Here is a 16,594-nt window from a genome sequence, read left to right on the forward strand (position 1 = left end):
GGCATTTGCACGGGAGAGGGCAGTATTGTTCCTGATGAAGAACAACCGGGCACCTTCCGCGAGTGGGAGTCCAACTTTGTTCCTAAATAGGAACAACCAGGGACCTTGTGCGCGCGAGAGACCGGCATGCCTCCCGATAACCGGATCGGCGCGCGCCAATGGAAAAAGAAGCCGCCTCCGCAGTCCCAACGGACATGCGGCGACGGCTTCTTTTGCTTTAAAACAGAAACTTTTCCGGATCGGCGCCGAACCGATGATCGCGGTTCAGGTCGTCGATGAGCGCCATCTCGTCCGCGCTCAGCTCGAAGTCGAACACGTCCGCGTTCTCTGCGATACGCGCCGGCGTCACCGACTTCGGGACCGTCACGACGCCATGCTGGATATCCCAGCGGAGCACGACCTGTGCCGGCGATTTGCCGTGCTTGGCGCCGATCGAGCGCAGCGCCTCGTGGTCGAGATTGCCCTGCATAAGCGGGCTCCAAGCCTCGAGCTGAATGCGGTTTTCCCGGCAATAGCCGAGCAGCTCGCGTTGGGAGAGAAGCGGGTGGTATTCGACCTGGTTGACCATCGGGACGAGATCGCTGTGCTTCCGAAGCGCCTCCAGGTGCCGGATATTGAAGTTGCTGACGCCGACGGCTCTCACGCGTCCGTCCGCATACAGCTTCTCGAACGCGCGCCAGGTGTCGACGAATTTGTCGGTGCCCGGCCAGTGAATGAGGAGCAGGTCGACAAAGTCGAGACCTAGGCGGCCGAGTGAAGCATCGTAGGCAGCCAGTGTTTTGTCGTAGCCCTGATCGTCGTTCCATACCTTCGTCGTGACGAACAATTCCGAACGCGGCACGCCGCTTTCGCGGATTGCCTGCCCGACGCCCGCCTCGTTTTTGTAGATCGCGGCCGTATCGATGCTGCGGTAACCCGCGTCGAGCGCGGACCGCACGGCGGATACGACCTGCGCGTCATTGTCCATTTTCCAGACGCCGAGTCCCAGCCAGGGCATGCGAACGCCATTGTGCAGCACGGTGCAGGATTGAAGAGAGTTGGTCATCGTAGTTAGCCTCCAGTCATGTAGGGACCGTTCGTGTATTGCAGATTGCAGCTCGTTCGTCTTTCAGATCAACAGGTCCAGCCACTCTTCCATCGTGACGGGCCCAAAGTAGTAAGTCAGGTCTACGCCTTCGAACGCGGCCGCGAGCGATTCCCGGTCGTAACGCAGTCCCTTAAGCATCTCGGTCACGTCGCCGATCTCGCCCCGGCCGAAGAAATCGCCGTACACGGCCGCTTCCGCGATACGGCCTTCCTGCACGTTCATGCGGATGTCGAAGGTGCCGGCCGGCAGACGCTTGCGCTGCTGGACGTTAAAGGCCGGCGACAGGCCGTAATTCCAGTCCCAGCTCCGATAGCGCTCGTCGGCAAGCTTGCGCACGGCTTCCCGATCCGTGTCGGTCAGCCGAAGCTGCGGGATGTCGGAGACGCCCTCAAAGATCGAGGCAAGAATGCGGCTTCTGAATTGCTCGATCGTCATCGGCTCCGTCAGAAATTCCGAAATGTTCGCGACTCGCGCGCGGATCGACTTGGTCGCCTTCGACTCGAACTTGAGCGGGTTCGGCTTAAGCGCGGCAGATACGTCCTCCATGCGTGAATCGAACAGCAGCGTGCCGTGGCAGAACATTCGTCCTCCGGTCGCGAACATTGCGTTACCCGATATTTTGCGCTCGCCGACCTGAATGTCGTTGCGGCCGGACAGCTCCGCTTCGACGCCCATGCCGCGCAGCGCCTTGACAACCGGCTCCGTGAACTTGCGGAAGTTGTGGAACGAATTGCCGTCGTCCTTGGTGATGAAGCTGAAGTTCAGATTGCCGAGATCGTGATAGACGGCTCCGCCGCCGGACAGTCTGCGGACGACGTCGATGCCGTGCGCCTCGGTGTACGCCGAGTTGACTTCTTCGGCGGTGTTTTGGTTTTTGCCGATGATGATGGAAGGCCTGTTAATGTAAAAAAGCAGGATCGGCTCGTCCCCCGACAGCTTGCGAAGGGCATACTCCTCGAGAGCCAGATTGAGAGCGGGATCGTTGCCTCCGCCGTTGTCGATAAAAAGCAATGCCGTCTGCCTCCCGTCGTATGTGCGTCTCCTCTATTTTATGCCATTTGAGACTTGCGGACAAACTTGCTTTGGTTCATATTGAATTCATAATTGAAGGATAGGGTAGGGGTATCCTTATGTTCAAAACGCAACAAACCTTGGAATCGGGAGAGGATGACGTCCATGTTAAAGCTGTTCAGACTGCTCGCGCCATACAGGGCTCTCGTCGTCCTGGTCATGGCGCTGATCCTGCTGCAGTCGCTGTCCGAGCTCTACTTGCCGACCTTGATGGCGGACATCGTCGACGAGGGAATCGTCCGGCGGGGAGGGGATACCGCCTACATCCTGCGGATTGGCGGCTTCATGCTCGCCGTGGCGCTCGCCGGCACCGGCGTGTCGATCCTGGCAAGCTATTATTCGTCGCGTATCTCGGCGGGCTTCGGACGGCTCGTTCGCGGCAAAATATTTACGCGGGTCGAACAGTACTCGCTGCAGGAGTTCGACAAGATCGGCACCGCGTCGCTCATTACACGCACGACTAACGACATCAACCAGGTGCAGCAGGTGCTCATGTTGATGCTGCGGATGATGGTCATGGCGCCGATGATGAGCATCGGCGGCATCATTATGGCGGTATCCAAGGATGCCCGGCTGTCGCTCGTACTCGTCGTCGCCGTTCCCGTGCTCGTGCTGACGATCGTCCTGGTCGCGCGCAAGGGCATTCCGTTGTTCAGAGTGATCCAGAAAAAGCTCGACAAGCTGAACCTCGTGCTTCGCGAAGGACTGACGGGCATTCGCGTCATCCGTTCGTTCGGACGGATCGGGCACGAGCAGGCGCGCTTTGTCGAAGCGAATCGCGATCTGACCGACACTTCGGTCAAGGTCAACCAGATTATGGCCGTTCTATGGCCGCTCATGATGCTGATCATGAACTTCTCGAGCGTCGCCATCATCTGGTTCGGCGGTCTTAGGGTCAGCCACGGCCACATGGAGGTCGGGGATTTGATGGCGTTCCTCCAATACGCCATGCAAATCATGTTTTCGATGCTCATGCTGTCGATGATGTTCGTCATGGTACCGCGCGCATCGGCTTCGGCCGTTCGCATCAACGAGGTGCTGGAGATGTCGCCCGTCGTGAACGACGCGCCGCATGTGCGTACGGGCCGTTCGGAGCTGCGCGGCGTCGTCGAGTTCGACCACGTCACGTTCAGCTACCCGGGCGCGGAGCAGCCGGCGCTTAAAAACGTCAGCTTCCGGGCGGAGCCGGGCGAAGTGACCGCGATCATCGGGGGGACGGGCTCCGGCAAGTCGACGCTCGTCAATTTGATTCCCCGGTTCTACGACGTTGATTCGGGCAGCATCCGGATCGGTGGGACCGACGTGCGGGAGCGTCCGCAGGCGGAGCTTCGGTCGCAGATCGGCCTCGTGCCCCAGAAGGCGGTGCTCTTCACGGGATCGATCGCGGACAATATCCGCTACGGGAAAGAAGACGCGACCGATGAGGAGCTGCGTCATGCCGCGGAGGTCGCCCAGGCGGCCGACTTCATCTCGGGGATGGAAGGCGGATTCGGCGCGCATATCGCTCAAGGCGGCACCAACGTATCGGGCGGCCAGAAGCAGCGGCTCTCCATTGCGCGCGCACTGGTGCGGCGGCCGGACATTTATATTTTCGACGACAGCTTCTCGGCGCTCGACTTCAAGACGGATGCGAAGCTTCGGGCCGCGCTGAAGAGCGAGACCACGCAGGCGACTGTCCTGATCGTCGCGCAGCGCGTCAGCACGGTCATGGACGCCGACCGCATCATCGTGCTCGACGACGGCGAGATTTCCGCGATCGGAACGCACAAGGAACTGCTGCAATCGAGCGAGATCTATAAAGAAATCGTGTCTTCGCAGCTGACGGAGGAGGAGATCGCATGAGCCAGCAACAAGGCGCAGGCAGAGCGGCGCCTCCGCGACAAGGCGGGGGACCGGGAGGGCCGGGGCCGTTCGGCGGTCATCCGGGCGGAAGACCGGGCATGCCGGTGCAGAAGGCCAAAGATTTTAAAGGTACGTTCCGCAGGCTCGTCGGCTATTTGAAGCCGTTTCGCTTCACGTTGATTACGGTGTTCGCGGCGGCGATCGTAAGCACGATTTTTTCCATTCTAAGCCCCAAGATTCTCGGGCATGCGACGACGAAGCTGTTCGAAGGCATCATGGGGAAATTGAAAGGCGATCCGAGCGCCGAGATCGACTGGCACGGCATCGAGATGATTATTTTCTGGCTGATCGGGCTGTACATTTTAAGCGCTGTCTTCAGCTACATCCAGCAGTACCTGATGGCAGGCGTCGCCCAGCGCACCGTCTACAAGCTGCGCAACGACGTCAACGAGAAGCTCGCCCGCCTGCCGCTCAAGTTTTTCGATTCGCGCACGCACGGCGAGATCTTAAGCCGCGTCGTCAACGACGTGGACAAGATCAGCAACACGCTGCAGCAAAGCTTGACGCAGCTCATCACGTCCGTCGTCACGATCGTGGGCGTCATCGTCATGATGCTGACGATCAGCCCGCTGCTGACGGTCATCGTGCTGCTGACGCTGCCGCTCAGCTTTCTGGTCATCAAGGCGATCGCGGGCAAGTCGCAGGGCTATTTTATCGGTCAGCAAAAAAACCTGGGCGAACTGAACGGCCACGTCGAGGAGATGTATACCGGCCACCAGATCGTCAAGGCGTACGGACACGAGCGGAAGGCGGTCGAAAAGTTCGAAGCCATCAACGATCGCCTGTACGACGCCGGCTGGCGCGCGCAGTTCGTCTCCGGCATCATGATGCCGCTCATGAGCTTCATCGGCAACATCGGCTACGTCGCGATCAGCGTCGTGGGCGGCGTGCTCGTCACGCGGCAGTCGATCAACATCGGGGACATTCAGGCTTTTATTCAATATGCGCGCCAATTCACGATGCCGATCACCCAGACCGCGAATATCGCCAACATCATCCAGTCGACGATCGCATCGGCGGAGCGGGTGTTCGAGCTGCTCGACGAGAGCGAGGAGAAGCCCGAGGAGAACAAGGAGCTCGATCCTGCTCACGTCGTGGGGCACGTCGCCTTCAAGCATGTGAACTTCAGCTATAAGGACGATACGCCGCTAATTGCGGACATGAATATCGACGTAAAGGCAGGCCAGACCGTAGCCATCGTTGGGCCGACCGGTGCAGGCAAGACGACGCTCGTCAATCTGCTCATGCGTTTCTACGAGGTAAGCGGCGGGACGATCACGGTCGACGGAACCGACATCGCCAAGCTGAAGCGGGGCAACCTTCGCAGCCTGTTCGGCATGGTGCTGCAGGATACGTGGCTGTTCGGCGGAACGATCCGCGACAATATCGCGTACGGGCGAGCTGGCGCGACCGAGGCCGAAGTGGTGGATGCCGCGAAGGCGGCGTTCGCGGATCACTTTATTCGCACGCTGCCCGACGGGTACGACACTGTGCTGAACGAGGAAGCCTCGAACCTGTCGCAAGGGCAAAAACAGCTGCTCACGATCGCCCGCGCCATTTTGGCCGATCCCGCGATTCTGATCCTCGACGAAGCGACGAGCAGCGTCGATACGCGCACCGAAGCCAATATTCAGACGGCGATGAACAGGCTCATGCAGGGCCGTACGAGCTTCGTCATCGCGCACCGGCTATCGACGATCCGGGAGGCCGATCTGATCCTCGTCATGAACAAGGGGACCGTGATCGAACAGGGCACGCACGAAGAGCTGCTCGCAAGCGGCGGTTTTTACGCCGATCTGTACAACAGCCAATTTTCCGGCGGCAAATTTTCGGAGGACGCGAGCTGACGGCAACCTTCAATCAAAATTCGATTTTTGTTCATGATCCATTCATTTGCCCATGATACCTTGCTCTTAGGACATGGGAGGAGATGGTTGGGGTATGGACAAAAAATGGACGATGTTCGCAGCGGTGGCGTTAGCCGTAGCTGTATTGGCCGGTTGCGGCTCCAAGTCCGAGAATAACGGGACCGCGTCAGTTGCTGCTGCCGGCGATCAAAGTGCGGCCGGTCAGGGCGGCAGCTTCGGCGGCATGCAGGCGGCTGGGACGCTCGGAAAAATCAAGAGCGTGAACGGCAATACGATCACGATCTACAAGTCCTCGTTCCAGCCAGGCCAGGGAGGGGGACGAATGGGCGGCAATCGCCAGGGCGGCGGCGGACCGAACGAGGGCGACGACGCTGCGCCGAGCGGAGATGCGCAGCAGCCGAACGGCGATCCGCCGCAGCAGGGCGCGGACGGTCAAGCCGGCGGTCGGGCGGGACAAGGCAGGCAAGGCGGACAGGGAGGACAACGTCCGGATATGGCGAACCTGTTCACGGAAGAAACCGAGGATATCACCGTCACCGACGCGACGAAAATCTTCAAAACCGAGATGGCGGACGGCCAGCGAACCGAGACCGAGATCGCGATCGGAGATCTGAAGGCGGACGACGTCATCACCGTGACGCTGAGGGAAGGGACGCAAGAGGCCGAATCGATCCGCCTCGGCGGATTCGGAGGCGGCTTTGGCGGCGGCATGCGAGGCGGCCAAGGACAAGAACAGGGGCAAGGACAAGGGCAAGCGCAGACGAACGGTCAGCAGACCGCGGCTGGCGCATGACGGAGTCATCCTTTCTGCAAGATTACAGACCGCAGCGCTGTACACAACGACAGCGTTGCGGTTTATTTGCGTTTATTTAAGTTTATTTATGTCGCATTCCTAACTTTAACTTGTCCGATGATGGTGATAAACTGAAAACATTGACGTTTTGAATTGTATGGGGAGAGTGGTCGTTCATGAAAAAGCTGCTTGAAGAGCTGTCGCGCGAGAAAATCGTGGCGATTATCCGGGGAATCGACGAAGCGAAAGGAGACAGGACGGCGAAAGCGCTGGCGGACGGCGGAATCGTGTTTCTGGAGGTGACGCTTAACACGGACGGAGCGCTCGGGATGATCTCCCGCTTCCGCGAAGAGTACGCGGGCAAGCTCCGGATCGGCGCGGGCACGGTCCTCGACATCGGACAGGCGAAGGAAGCGGTGGCGGCGGGAGCCGAATATCTCATCTCGCCCAACCTGGACGAGGAGATCGTCTACTACGGCGCTGAAAACGGAATCGAAGTGTGGCCGGGCACGATGACGCCGACCGAGATCGTCAAGGCGTACAAGGCCGGCGCTTCGGCCGTCAAAGTATTTCCGTTCGCATCTCTCGGAGCCGGATACCTGAAGGAAATTCGCGCGCCGCTGAACCACATTCCGATGATCGCGACCGGCGGCGTCAATCTGGGCAACATTCAATCGGTATTCGATGCCGGCGCCGTGGCGGTCGGGCTCGGCGGCAATCTCGTCGACAAGCAGCTGATCGCCGAAGACCGGTTCGAGGAGCTTACGGCGCGGGCTCGCGCGTTCGCCGATGCCGTGCGCGCAGGAGCGGAAGCATGAGCGCGAATTGGGCGGACGTCGTCACCATCGGCGAGAGCATGGTGCTCATGCAGCCGATTCACGACGGGCCGCTGGCCTACGCGCCGCTTTTCACGCGGTCCGTCGCCGGCGCGGAGTCGAACGTGGCGATCGGGCTGTCGCGCATGGGGCTTAAGGTGCGCTGGATCAGCCGCCTGGGCAAAGACCCGTTCGGCGATCTGATTCTGTCGACGCTGGCGGGCGAAGGCGTGGATACGAGCCTGGCCGAACGCGACGACAGTCATCCGACTGCGATCTACTTCAAAGAATTCAAAGGTTACGGCGATCCGAACGTCTACTATTATCGCAAAGGCTCGGCGGCCAGCACGCTGTCGCAGGAGCAGATCCGTCCGGAGTGGTTCGCGAACGCCGGCCATCTGCATGTAACGGGCATCACGCCCGCGCTTAGTCATAGCGCCGAAAATGCGATTCGCGCGGCGATGATCGCCGCCCGCAACGAGGGACTGTCCGTCTCGTTCGATCCGAATCTGCGGCGCAAGCTTTGGTCCGAGGAAAAGGCGCGTCAAACGCTGCTGTCCCTCATCCCGCTCTGCGACGTGTTCATGCCTGGCCTGGAAGAAGCCGAGTTTCTGCTCGGTTCCAAGAGCGAAGCCGAGTACGGTTCCGACTTCATGGGCATGGGGCCTAAGATCGTCGTGCTGAAGCTGGGCGAGCAGGGTTCCGTCGCCTTTTCCTCCCAAGCCGCCGTTATGGCGGAGCCCCATGTCGTGAAGCGCGTCGTCGATACGGTTGGCGCAGGGGACGCCTTCGCGTCGGGATTTTTGTCCGCCTGGCTCGAAAACGAACGGCAAAGCGACAGCGCCCATCTCAAGTCGGCGCTCGACCGCGCCAACCTGCTCGGCGCGCTGGCGACGCAGTTCAAAGGCGACTGGGAGGGCATGCCGCGCCGAGAAGAGATGCTTCGCATGCTGAGCGGCGGCAATGAAGTAACGCGTTAATCAAGTTTCATTCATTAACGAATCGTTTCGGATAGCGATGCGACTCGCAGCAAGAAATTACGATGCGCGGCATCCCGCCGTACAGGCTTCTAAAGCCTGTACGGCGGGATGCCGCGTATTTATTCGTACAGCTGCCTGAATTTGTCCGGCGGCAGCCCGGTTTTGCGTCTGAACGTGGCGACGAAATGGCTCGAATCGCGGAAGCCCGCGAGCGCCGCGATTCGCGAGACCTTCTCCTGCGGACGTCCGATCAGCATTTCCTTCGCCTTGCGAATTCGCAGATCGATAAGGTAGTCGTAGGGAGGCTGGCCAAACGCACGCCGGAACAGCTCATTCATCGTGCTGGGCGGCATGCCTAGCACGGCCCGCATATCGGCGAGCCCCGCGCTTGGATCGTCATAGCGCCGCTCCATCCATTCGATGAGCGGGCGCAACCGCTCCGAGGCGCGCTCAACCGAATCCTGTCTGCCCGAACGACCGTGGCGCCGCAGCGTGAGCAGGAAGCGGTAGGCGTCCGCGGACGCATCGAGCCCGAACGGATCGTTGTCGGCTTCGATGCGATCCAGCATTTGCTCCAGGTAACCGGCCAAAGGAGAATTCTTATCCCATCGGACCGGCGCGGGCTCGATAAGGCCGAGCGCGATGAGCATCGCGGCCGCCGCTGTTCCGCCGAACGTCAAGTAAACCGTCTCCCACGACTCGGATACCGGTTCGTAAGCATGCGGCATTTCCGGCGGCACGAGGATCCCCGATCCGGCAGGCAAGCTGTATTTGCGCCCTTCGACCGCGAAGCTGCCTTCGCCGTTCAAGGTTTGCAGCCAATGGTAACAAGGATAACCGGTCGCACGGGCGATTTTTCCTTCCTCGCGTACCGTTCCGATCGTCTCTACGAACAAAGGGAGCTGGCCCGTCTGTCCCGAGGGGATCGCGAACCTTCTATACGTCTTCATGGTCCCTCGCACATCCTGTTTTTTTCTTATATCGAATCGGGAAATGATTATATTTTGCCGAAATTCGAAGTGAGATAAAATGAAAATATATTTATATGATAAAGGATGTGCGCGGACATGATCAATCATAAGCTGCCGAAAATCTGGTACGGCGGAGACTACAATCCGGAGCAATGGGAACCGCAAACGTGGGCCGAGGACGATCGGATGTTCACGCTTGCCGGCATCGACGTGGCGACCGTTAACGTATTTTCCTGGGCGCTCATTCAACCGGACGAAGACACCTACGACTTCGCTTGGCTGGACGAGACGATCGATCGTCTGTACCGCAATGGCGTGTACGTCTGCCTGGCGACGGGCACGGGTGCGCATCCCGCCTGGATGGCTCGCAAATATCCGGAGGTGACGCGGGTCGATTACCAAGGTCGCAAACGCAAATTCGGCGGCCGGCACAACTCCAATCCGAACAGTCCGGTCTACCGCAGGTTCGCCAAGGCTTTGGCGGGGAAGCTCGCGGAGCGGTATAAGGATCATCCGGCCGTATTGATCTGGCATGTGTCGAACGAATACGGCGGGTACGATTACAGCGAACAGTCCGAAACGGCTTTCCGAACGTGGCTGCAGGCGCGCTACGGCACGCTTGACGCGCTTAACAAAGCTTGGAACACGCGGTTTTGGGGGCACACGTTTTATGACTGGGAAGAGATCGTGCTGCCGAACGCGCTGAGCGAGGAGTGGGACGGCAACCGGACGAATTTCCAGGGCATATCCCTCGATTTCCGCCGCTTTATGTCCGACAGCCTGCTCGAATGCTATCGCATCGAATACGACGAGATCAAGAAGCATACGCCGCATGTGCCGATAACGACGAACCTGATGGGTCTTTATCCGGAGCTGGACTACTTTAAATGGGCGCCCTATCTCGACGTCATTTCCTGGGACAACTATCCGTCGCTCGATACGCCGGTCAGCCTGACGGCGATGACGCACGACCTGATGCGCGGACTGCGGCAAGGGCAGCCGTTCATGCTGATGGAGCAGACGCCGAGCCAGCAGAACTGGCAGCCGGTCAATTCGCTGAAGCGTCCCGGCGTCATGCGCCTTTGGAGCTATCAGGCGGTCGCGCGCGGCGCGGACACCGTCATGTTTTTCCAGCTTCGTCGTTCGATCGGCGCCTGCGAGAAATATCACGGCGCAGTCATCGAGCACGTAGGCCATGAGCATACCCGCGTCTTCCGCGAATGCGCGGATTTGGGCGCGGAGCTCGACCGGCTCGGGGGCAGGCTGCTGGACGCTCGGAGCGGCGCGCGGGTGGCGATATTGTTCGATTGGGAAAATCGCTGGGCGCTCGACCTGTCGAGCGGCCCGACCGTGCATTTGAAGTACGTGGACGAAGTGCACAAGTATTACGACGCTTTGTTTAAACAACATATCCCCGTCGATATGATCGGCGTCGAGGACGACCTTGCCGGGTACGACATCGTCATTGCGCCGGTGCTCTATATGGTGAAGCCGGGCTTCGCCAAGCGGGCCGAAGCGTTTACGGCGGCAGGCGGCACGTTCGTGACGACTTTTTTCAGCGGCATCGTCAATGAAAACGACATCGTCACGGTCGGCGGCTATCCCGGCGAGCTTCGCAAGCTGCTCGGCATTTGGGCGGAGGAGATCGATGCCCTGTTCCCGGACGCGAAAAACGCGATCGTCGTGAAGGACGGCGGCCAGGGCCGCTTGTCCGGCAGCTACGAATGCGGCGTATTGTGCGATCTGATCCATGCCGAGAGCGCGCAGGTCGTCGCCGAGTACGGCTGCGACTTTTACGCGGGCATGCCTTGCTTAACGGTCAACCGCTTCGGCGAAGGAGAGGCCTGGTACGTGGCGACGAGTCCCGAGGCTTCTTTCCTCGAGGATTTACTCGGGCAGCTATGCGAGGACAAGGGGATCATGCCGCTCGTCAGCGCGCCTGGCGGCGTAGAGGCGACGGTGCGCGTCAAAGGCGAGGAGCGCTTCCTGTTCTTGCTGAACCACAACCCGGAGCCTGCCGTCGTCAGATTCGACGTGAACGGCACCGATCTGCTCTCCGGCGCGGATGCGCCGGGACGCGCAGAGGTGCCTGCGCGAGGCGTAATGATCATTCAAGCCCTGAAGTAATGCAGGCTTCGCGATGAATACCGTGCCGTCTCCTGTGGCATCCTAAGCCCCGACAGGAGGTGGAAAACATGGCGAATCGTGAGCAAGTCGTTGCCGTTCGCAAAAACGGCGACGGCGACATCGTGGGGCTGAAGCTGTCTTCGGGCCAAGTCGTCGGCTACAAGGAAGCGCAGCAGATGGCCAAAAACGATCAAATCGAAAACGTCAACGTTTTCCGCGGCCGCGACGGGGACGAGCATCTGCGCTCGAATCCGGACGGACGGGAAGACAACAATCTGGACAACTTGCCCGGATTCTAATGCGATAAGCGCTTTGCGGCGCCGCCTTTACCGCTTGCTCGAAGCGGCAAAGGCGGCGTTTTCGCGTTTTTTTGCCTCTTTTTCAAACATGTACATACAAGTGTTGATTGTATGCGCGACCTTCGTTATTATATTAGTGTAAAGGTACGTACAAGTAAGTGTTCATAAACGTATTTATTCGCTTTTTATTCAAGGAGGTAACGTCATGCTTCAAGTGAAGCCTTACACGTTTTGGTTCATCACCGGCAGTCAGCATCTGTACGGTCCGGAGACGATCGAAGAAGTAGCCGCCCATTCCCGCGAGATCGCGGAAGCGCTGTCGAAGCGCGTCTCTTATCCGATCCTGTTCAAGCCTGTCGTGACGACGCCGGAAGAGATTCGCCGCGTGCTTAACGAAGCGAACGCGGACGAGGACTGTGCCGGCGTCATCACGTGGATGCATACGTTTTCACCGGCCAAAATGTGGGTCGCGGGTCTGACCGAGCTGCGCAAGCCGCTGCTTCATCTGCATACGCAGTATAACCGCGACATCCCGTGGGATTCGATCGACATGGACTTCATGAATACGAACCAAGCCGCCCACGGCGACCGCGAATACGGCTTCATCGGCGCGCGTCTCGGCATCGCCCGCAAGGTCGTCGTCGGCCATTGGTCGAGCGAGGACGTTCATGCCCGCGTCGGCGCCTGGCAGCGCACGGCCGTCGCCTGGAACGAGAGCAAGCGGCTTAAGGTCGTTAGGTTCGGCGACAATATGCGGCAGGTAGCGGTGACCGAAGGCGACAAGGTCGAAGCGCAAATCAAATTCGGCTGGTCGGTCAATACGCATGGCGTGGGCGACCTCGTCCAATACGTCCAAGCGGTGAGCGGCGCCGAAGTCGAAGCGCTGCTCGGCGAGTACGCCGACCGCTACGAGATCGTCGAAGCGGGCCGCACGGAAGGGCCGGTGCGCGACGCGATCGCTTACCAGGCGCGCTTGGAGATCGCCATGAAGCGATTCCTGGACGAAGGCGGCTTCACCGCCTTTACGACGACGTTCGAGGACCTTCACGGACTCGAGCAGCTGCCGGGCCTGGCCGTACAGCGCCTGATGGAGCAAGGCTACGGCTTCGCGGGCGAAGGAGACTGGAAAACCGCGGCGCTCACGCGATTGATGAAAATCATCGCGGACGGCAAGGATACCTCCTTCATGGAAGACTACACGTATCATTTCGAGACGGGCAACGAGCTCGTGCTGGGCGCCCATATGCTGGAGGTGTGCCCGACGCTCGCCGCTTCCAAGCCTCGCATCGAGGTTCATCCGCTCGGCATCGGCGGTAAAGCCGATCCGGCACGGATCGTCTTCGACGGCAAGGGAGGCAAGGCGCTGAACGCCTCGATCGTCGATCTCGGAACGCGCTTCCGTCTGATCGTGAACGAGGTGAACGGGGTGCCGGTCGAACGCGAGATGCCGAAGCTGCCCGTCGCCCGCGTCCTCTGGAAGCCGGAGCCGTCGCTGTCGGCGGGCGCGGAGGCCTGGATTTTGGTAGGCGGCGCACATCATACCGTCTATTCGTTCGCGGTGACGACGGAGCAGCTGCTCGACTTCGCCGAGCTGGCCGGCATCGAGACGATCGTCATCGACGCATCGACGAATACGAGGCAGCTTAAAAACGAGCTTCGGTTCGGTCAGGCCGCTTGGGGCCGCTGATTTAAACTTCTCGAAAAAAACAAAACGTCGGGCGCTTTTTTGCCAGGCGTTTTGTTCTGTTCACGGATCGGACAACCTCTCGACGCAATTTCGACACAAACACGACTGTGATTGTCACCGAATGGACAAGAGGATGCGCGCGGCCGGAGTCGAACTTTGTCATGTAGTCCTTTAGACATAATGACGGAGGCTTCGACATGAACAAACGGATGGGGATCGTCGCGAAAATGGTCGTCGGCATCACGCTGGTGTCCGGCATTACGTATGCGACAAGCGCTTTTGTGCTGCTCGAAATGAAGGGAACGTTTGATTTTTTGCCCTTTTGGGTATTCGTTCTTTTGACGCTGGCGCTCGGCGTTTTTTGGACGGGGCTGTTCGGCTTCTTCGCGGCAAAATGGCTGCTGCGTCCGCTGCTCTCGCTGACGGCGGGGGCGCAGGAGGCCGAGCGGGGCAATCTCGGCATACGCGTGCATGCGGGGGGATCGGGGGATGAACTGGCGCAGCTAGGAGCGGCTTTCCAGGGCATGCTCGACCGGCTGAAAAACATCACGGGCGGCATATTGGACAACTCGGCCCAGACGGACCAGCATGCAGCCGAGCTGCAGGGCGCCATCACGCAAGCGGCGCTTCGGATCGAAGAGATGTCCCGTCATGCCGAGCGGATCACCGAAGGTACGGAGAGGCAGTTCGCGTCCGCCGAGGCGATGCAGACGTCTGCCGAACGGCTGGCCGAAGCCGCCCGGATCGCCGACGAGAGCGCTGCTGCGGCCAAGGAAAAGACCGGGCGCATGAACGATACGGTTGCGCGGAGCGAGGCGGTGTTCAGCTCGATGGTGTCGGGCATGGATCAGCTGGCCGAGCAAAACCGCACGGCGCTCGGGATCGTGGACCGTCTGCGAGACAATGCCGACAAGATCGGCGCGATATCGAACGTCGTCGGCGACTTCGCCGAGCAGACGAACCTGCTCGCGCTTAACGCATCGATCGAGGCGGCGAGGGCGGGCGAGGAAGGCCGAGGCTTCGTCGTCGTCGCCCAGGCCGTCAAGACGTTGGCAGGACAGAGCGCGAGCGCGGTCAAGGACATTCGCCAGCTGATCGCGCAGATTCAGACCGAGGTCGGCGCCTGCGTCGGGCATATCCAGCGCCAGGCCCGGGTGGCGGAGCGCGAGGCAGCGCAGGGCAAGGCGTCCGCCGAAGCGTTCGGCATCGTGGCGAGGGAAGCCGCCGAGGTCGGCGCCATCGTCGAACGGATCGCGAGCCGGATGTCGGAGCAGGCCGAACAGGCGGGGCGGACGCTTGGCGAAGCGCGTCGGGTGGCCGAGGTGGCGGGCGAGATACGCGGCGGGGCCGAGCAGGTGTCCTCCGCGTCGCAGGAGCAGACGGCGGTGATGGAGGAGATCGCGGCCTCGTCCGAATCGCTGCGGGCGAAGTCGCTGACGCTCAAGGAACAAGCCTCCTACTTTAATCGATAGGCAAAAGAAGCGGCTTAGGAACCTCCTGCCGGTCCTTTGGTCGGGACTGACGCGGGAGGTTATTTTATGGTCTGTCGCCGAAAAATATTTTTGGAAAAGACGGATGAAAAGGCATGAATATTCCTCTATAATAAACGTAATAGCGCTTGTTTATGTGAGGAATATTGACAAAAAAATGACGCGATTGGCGATTCCGCCGCTTCGTCCGCCAAGGAGGTTCCGATATGACGACCGGTACGGCATCGGTATCGCAGCATGATCTGTATTTGTACAACAACGGAGAATTGTTTCGCGCTTATCGCGCGTTCGGCGCGCATCCTTGCGAACGGGACGGCGTTCGGGGCACTCGGTTCGCCGTGTGGGCGCCGCATGCCCGCGAAGTCAGGCTTGCCGGCGACTTTAACGGTTGGCGCGGCGACTCGCACCCGCTTGCGCCGTCCGGCACGACCGGCGTGTGGCAGGCGTTCTTTCCGGGCATCGCCGAGGGCGCGGCTTACAAGTACGAGATCGTGGACGCCGCCGGGCGCGTCTTCCTGAAGTCCGATCCCTTCGCCTTTTTCTCGGAGCTTCGCCCGGGGACCGCTTCCATCGTGGCTAATTTGGATAATTATCCTTGGGAAGATCATTCGTGGCAGGAGAGGAGGGGCCGAAGCAAGCCTTACGAACGGCCGATGCTCATCTACGAGGTGCATCTGGGCTCCTGGCGAATCGACGGCCCCGAGCAATTCTGGACGTACGAACGGCTCGCGGGCGAACTCGTCGATTACGTTGCGGACAACGGGTATACCCATATCGAGATTTTGCCGCTCACGGAGCATCCGTTCGACCGCTCCTGGGGCTACCAGACGACCGGCTATTATTCGGCGACCAGCAGGTACGGACATCCCGACGGACTCAAAAGGCTCGTGGACCGGTGTCATCAACGCGGAATCGGGGTGCTTCTCGATTGGGTGCCCGGCCATTTCTGCAAGGACGACCACGGACTTCGCCGGGTCGACGGCGAGCCGCTCTACGAGCCAGGCGATTGGCGGGTCGCCGAGAAGCCGCTTTGGGGCACGCTGGCGTTCGACTTCGGCCGGCCGGAGGTTCAGAGCTTCCTGATCTCGAACGCGCTTTTCTGGATGGACGTGTATCATATCGACGGCATCCGTGTCGACGCCGTTGCCAGCATGATCGACCTGAACTTCGACAAGCCGCCTGAGATGCACACGAGGAACAAGCGCGGCGGCATCGAAAATCTCGACGCGCTCGACTGGATCCGCAAGCTGAACGAAGTCGTGTTCCGCTATTATCCGAACGCGCTCGTCATTGCAGAGGACTCCTCGGCATGGCCGGGCGTTACGGCTCCGGTTTACCTGGGGGGGCTCGGGTTTAATTACAAATGGAACATGGGCTGGATGAACGGCATGCTCAGAAACATGGAGCCCGAGCCGGCGCATCGTTCCGAGGTGCACCATCTGGCCACCTTCTCGACGGTGTACGCCTACGCCGTAAATTACGTGCTCCCGCTGGCCCGCGACCA

At 60.1% G+C, this 16,594-nt stretch carries 13 protein-coding genes; 10 read left to right on the forward strand and 3 right to left on the reverse strand.

All coding sequences use genetic code 11. The annotated features are described in order from the left end of the window. Positions 1–217: 217 nt before the first annotated feature. Positions 218–1,045 (reverse strand): aldo/keto reductase, encoded by an 828-nt coding sequence (locus KVT38_RS26075; RefSeq protein WP_217596678.1) that lies wholly within the window; start codon positions 1,043–1,045, stop codon positions 218–220. Between the two features lie 63 nt (positions 1,046–1,108). Beyond that, on the reverse strand, positions 1,109–2,098 hold the full coding sequence (gene lplA, locus KVT38_RS26080; RefSeq protein WP_217596679.1) for a lipoate--protein ligase: 990 nt from the start codon (positions 2,096–2,098) through the stop codon (positions 1,109–1,111). Between the two features lie 165 nt (positions 2,099–2,263). Between lplA and KVT38_RS26085 the strand changes: the two genes are divergently transcribed. The 5 genes from KVT38_RS26085 to KVT38_RS26105 all read left to right on the forward strand — a co-directional run bounded on the left by KVT38_RS26085 (position 2,264) and on the right by KVT38_RS26105 (position 8,516). Then, positions 2,264–4,000, forward strand: a complete 1,737-nt coding sequence (locus KVT38_RS26085; protein WP_217596680.1) for an ABC transporter ATP-binding protein — start codon at positions 2,264–2,266, stop codon at positions 3,998–4,000. Continuing rightward, a complete protein-coding gene (locus tag KVT38_RS26090) occupies positions 3,997–5,907 on the forward strand; it encodes an ABC transporter ATP-binding protein (protein ID WP_217596681.1) in 1,911 nt (636 codons plus the stop codon). Before KVT38_RS26085 ends, KVT38_RS26090 begins: the two co-directional genes overlap by 4 nt. A gap of 94 nt (positions 5,908–6,001) precedes the next feature. After that, on the forward strand, positions 6,002–6,721 hold the full coding sequence (locus KVT38_RS26095) for a hypothetical protein (RefSeq protein ID WP_217596682.1): 720 nt from the start codon (positions 6,002–6,004) through the stop codon (positions 6,719–6,721). A 176-nt stretch (positions 6,722–6,897) separates the two neighbouring features. Next, complete coding sequence (locus KVT38_RS26100; RefSeq protein ID WP_217596683.1) at positions 6,898–7,539, forward strand: bifunctional 4-hydroxy-2-oxoglutarate aldolase/2-dehydro-3-deoxy-phosphogluconate aldolase; 642 nt, start codon at positions 6,898–6,900, stop codon at positions 7,537–7,539. Continuing rightward, the gene (locus KVT38_RS26105) at positions 7,536–8,516 is read left to right on the forward strand and encodes a sugar kinase (RefSeq protein WP_217596684.1); all 981 of its coding nucleotides are present in this window, start codon (positions 7,536–7,538) and stop codon (positions 8,514–8,516) included. Before KVT38_RS26100 ends, KVT38_RS26105 begins: the two co-directional genes overlap by 4 nt. Before the next feature lie 119 nt (positions 8,517–8,635). On the opposite strand, the gene KVT38_RS26110 is transcribed toward KVT38_RS26105, so the two are convergent. Beyond that, the gene (locus KVT38_RS26110) at positions 8,636–9,466 is read right to left on the reverse strand and encodes an AraC family transcriptional regulator (protein ID WP_217596685.1); all 831 of its coding nucleotides are present in this window, start codon (positions 9,464–9,466) and stop codon (positions 8,636–8,638) included. Between the two features lie 117 nt (positions 9,467–9,583). Between KVT38_RS26110 and KVT38_RS26115 the strand changes: the two genes are divergently transcribed. The 5 genes from KVT38_RS26115 to glgB all read left to right on the forward strand — a co-directional run. Continuing rightward, positions 9,584–11,614, forward strand: coding sequence for a beta-galactosidase (locus KVT38_RS26115; RefSeq protein ID WP_217596686.1), 2,031 nt, complete (start codon positions 9,584–9,586; stop codon positions 11,612–11,614). Positions 11,615–11,682: 68 nt separating this feature from the next. Beyond that, positions 11,683–11,913, forward strand: coding sequence for a DUF3892 domain-containing protein (locus KVT38_RS26120; protein WP_217596687.1), 231 nt, complete (start codon positions 11,683–11,685; stop codon positions 11,911–11,913). A gap of 205 nt (positions 11,914–12,118) precedes the next feature. Continuing rightward, positions 12,119–13,600, forward strand: coding sequence for an L-arabinose isomerase (araA, locus tag KVT38_RS26125; protein WP_217596688.1), 1,482 nt, complete (start codon positions 12,119–12,121; stop codon positions 13,598–13,600). A 197-nt stretch (positions 13,601–13,797) separates the two neighbouring features. Next, positions 13,798–15,072, forward strand: coding sequence for a methyl-accepting chemotaxis protein (locus KVT38_RS26130; protein ID WP_217596689.1), 1,275 nt, complete (start codon positions 13,798–13,800; stop codon positions 15,070–15,072). A gap of 224 nt (positions 15,073–15,296) precedes the next feature. Further along, on the forward strand, positions 15,297–16,594 hold a 1,298-nt coding region (glgB, locus tag KVT38_RS26135), incomplete at its 3' end, for a 1,4-alpha-glucan branching protein GlgB (protein WP_217596690.1).

This window comes from Cohnella sp. GbtcB17 (assembly GCF_019091135.1).
Taxonomy (GTDB): Bacteria; Bacillota; Bacilli; order Paenibacillales; family Paenibacillaceae; genus Cohnella.

Bases quoted from the DNA above. Each gene is read 5' to 3' on its own strand.
- araA (WP_217596688.1), top strand. From the start codon at position 12,119: ATGCTTCAAGTGAAGCCTTACACGTTTTGGTTCATCACCGGCAGTCAG.
- KVT38_RS26110 (WP_217596685.1), bottom strand. From the start codon at position 9,466: ATGAAGACGTATAGAAGGTTCGCGATCCCCTCGGGACAGACGGGCCAG.
- KVT38_RS26100 (WP_217596683.1), top strand. From the start codon at position 6,898: ATGAAAAAGCTGCTTGAAGAGCTGTCGCGCGAGAAAATCGTGGCGATT.
- KVT38_RS26085 (WP_217596680.1), top strand. From the start codon at position 2,264: ATGTTAAAGCTGTTCAGACTGCTCGCGCCATACAGGGCTCTCGTCGTC.
- KVT38_RS26130 (WP_217596689.1), top strand. From the start codon at position 13,798: ATGAACAAACGGATGGGGATCGTCGCGAAAATGGTCGTCGGCATCACG.
- KVT38_RS26075 (WP_217596678.1), bottom strand. From the start codon at position 1,045: ATGACCAACTCTCTTCAATCCTGCACCGTGCTGCACAATGGCGTTCGC.
- KVT38_RS26090 (WP_217596681.1), top strand. From the start codon at position 3,997: ATGAGCCAGCAACAAGGCGCAGGCAGAGCGGCGCCTCCGCGACAAGGC.
- KVT38_RS26095 (WP_217596682.1), top strand. From the start codon at position 6,002: ATGGACAAAAAATGGACGATGTTCGCAGCGGTGGCGTTAGCCGTAGCT.
- KVT38_RS26115 (WP_217596686.1), top strand. From the start codon at position 9,584: ATGATCAATCATAAGCTGCCGAAAATCTGGTACGGCGGAGACTACAAT.
- KVT38_RS26105 (WP_217596684.1), top strand. From the start codon at position 7,536: ATGAGCGCGAATTGGGCGGACGTCGTCACCATCGGCGAGAGCATGGTG.
- KVT38_RS26120 (WP_217596687.1), top strand. From the start codon at position 11,683: ATGGCGAATCGTGAGCAAGTCGTTGCCGTTCGCAAAAACGGCGACGGC.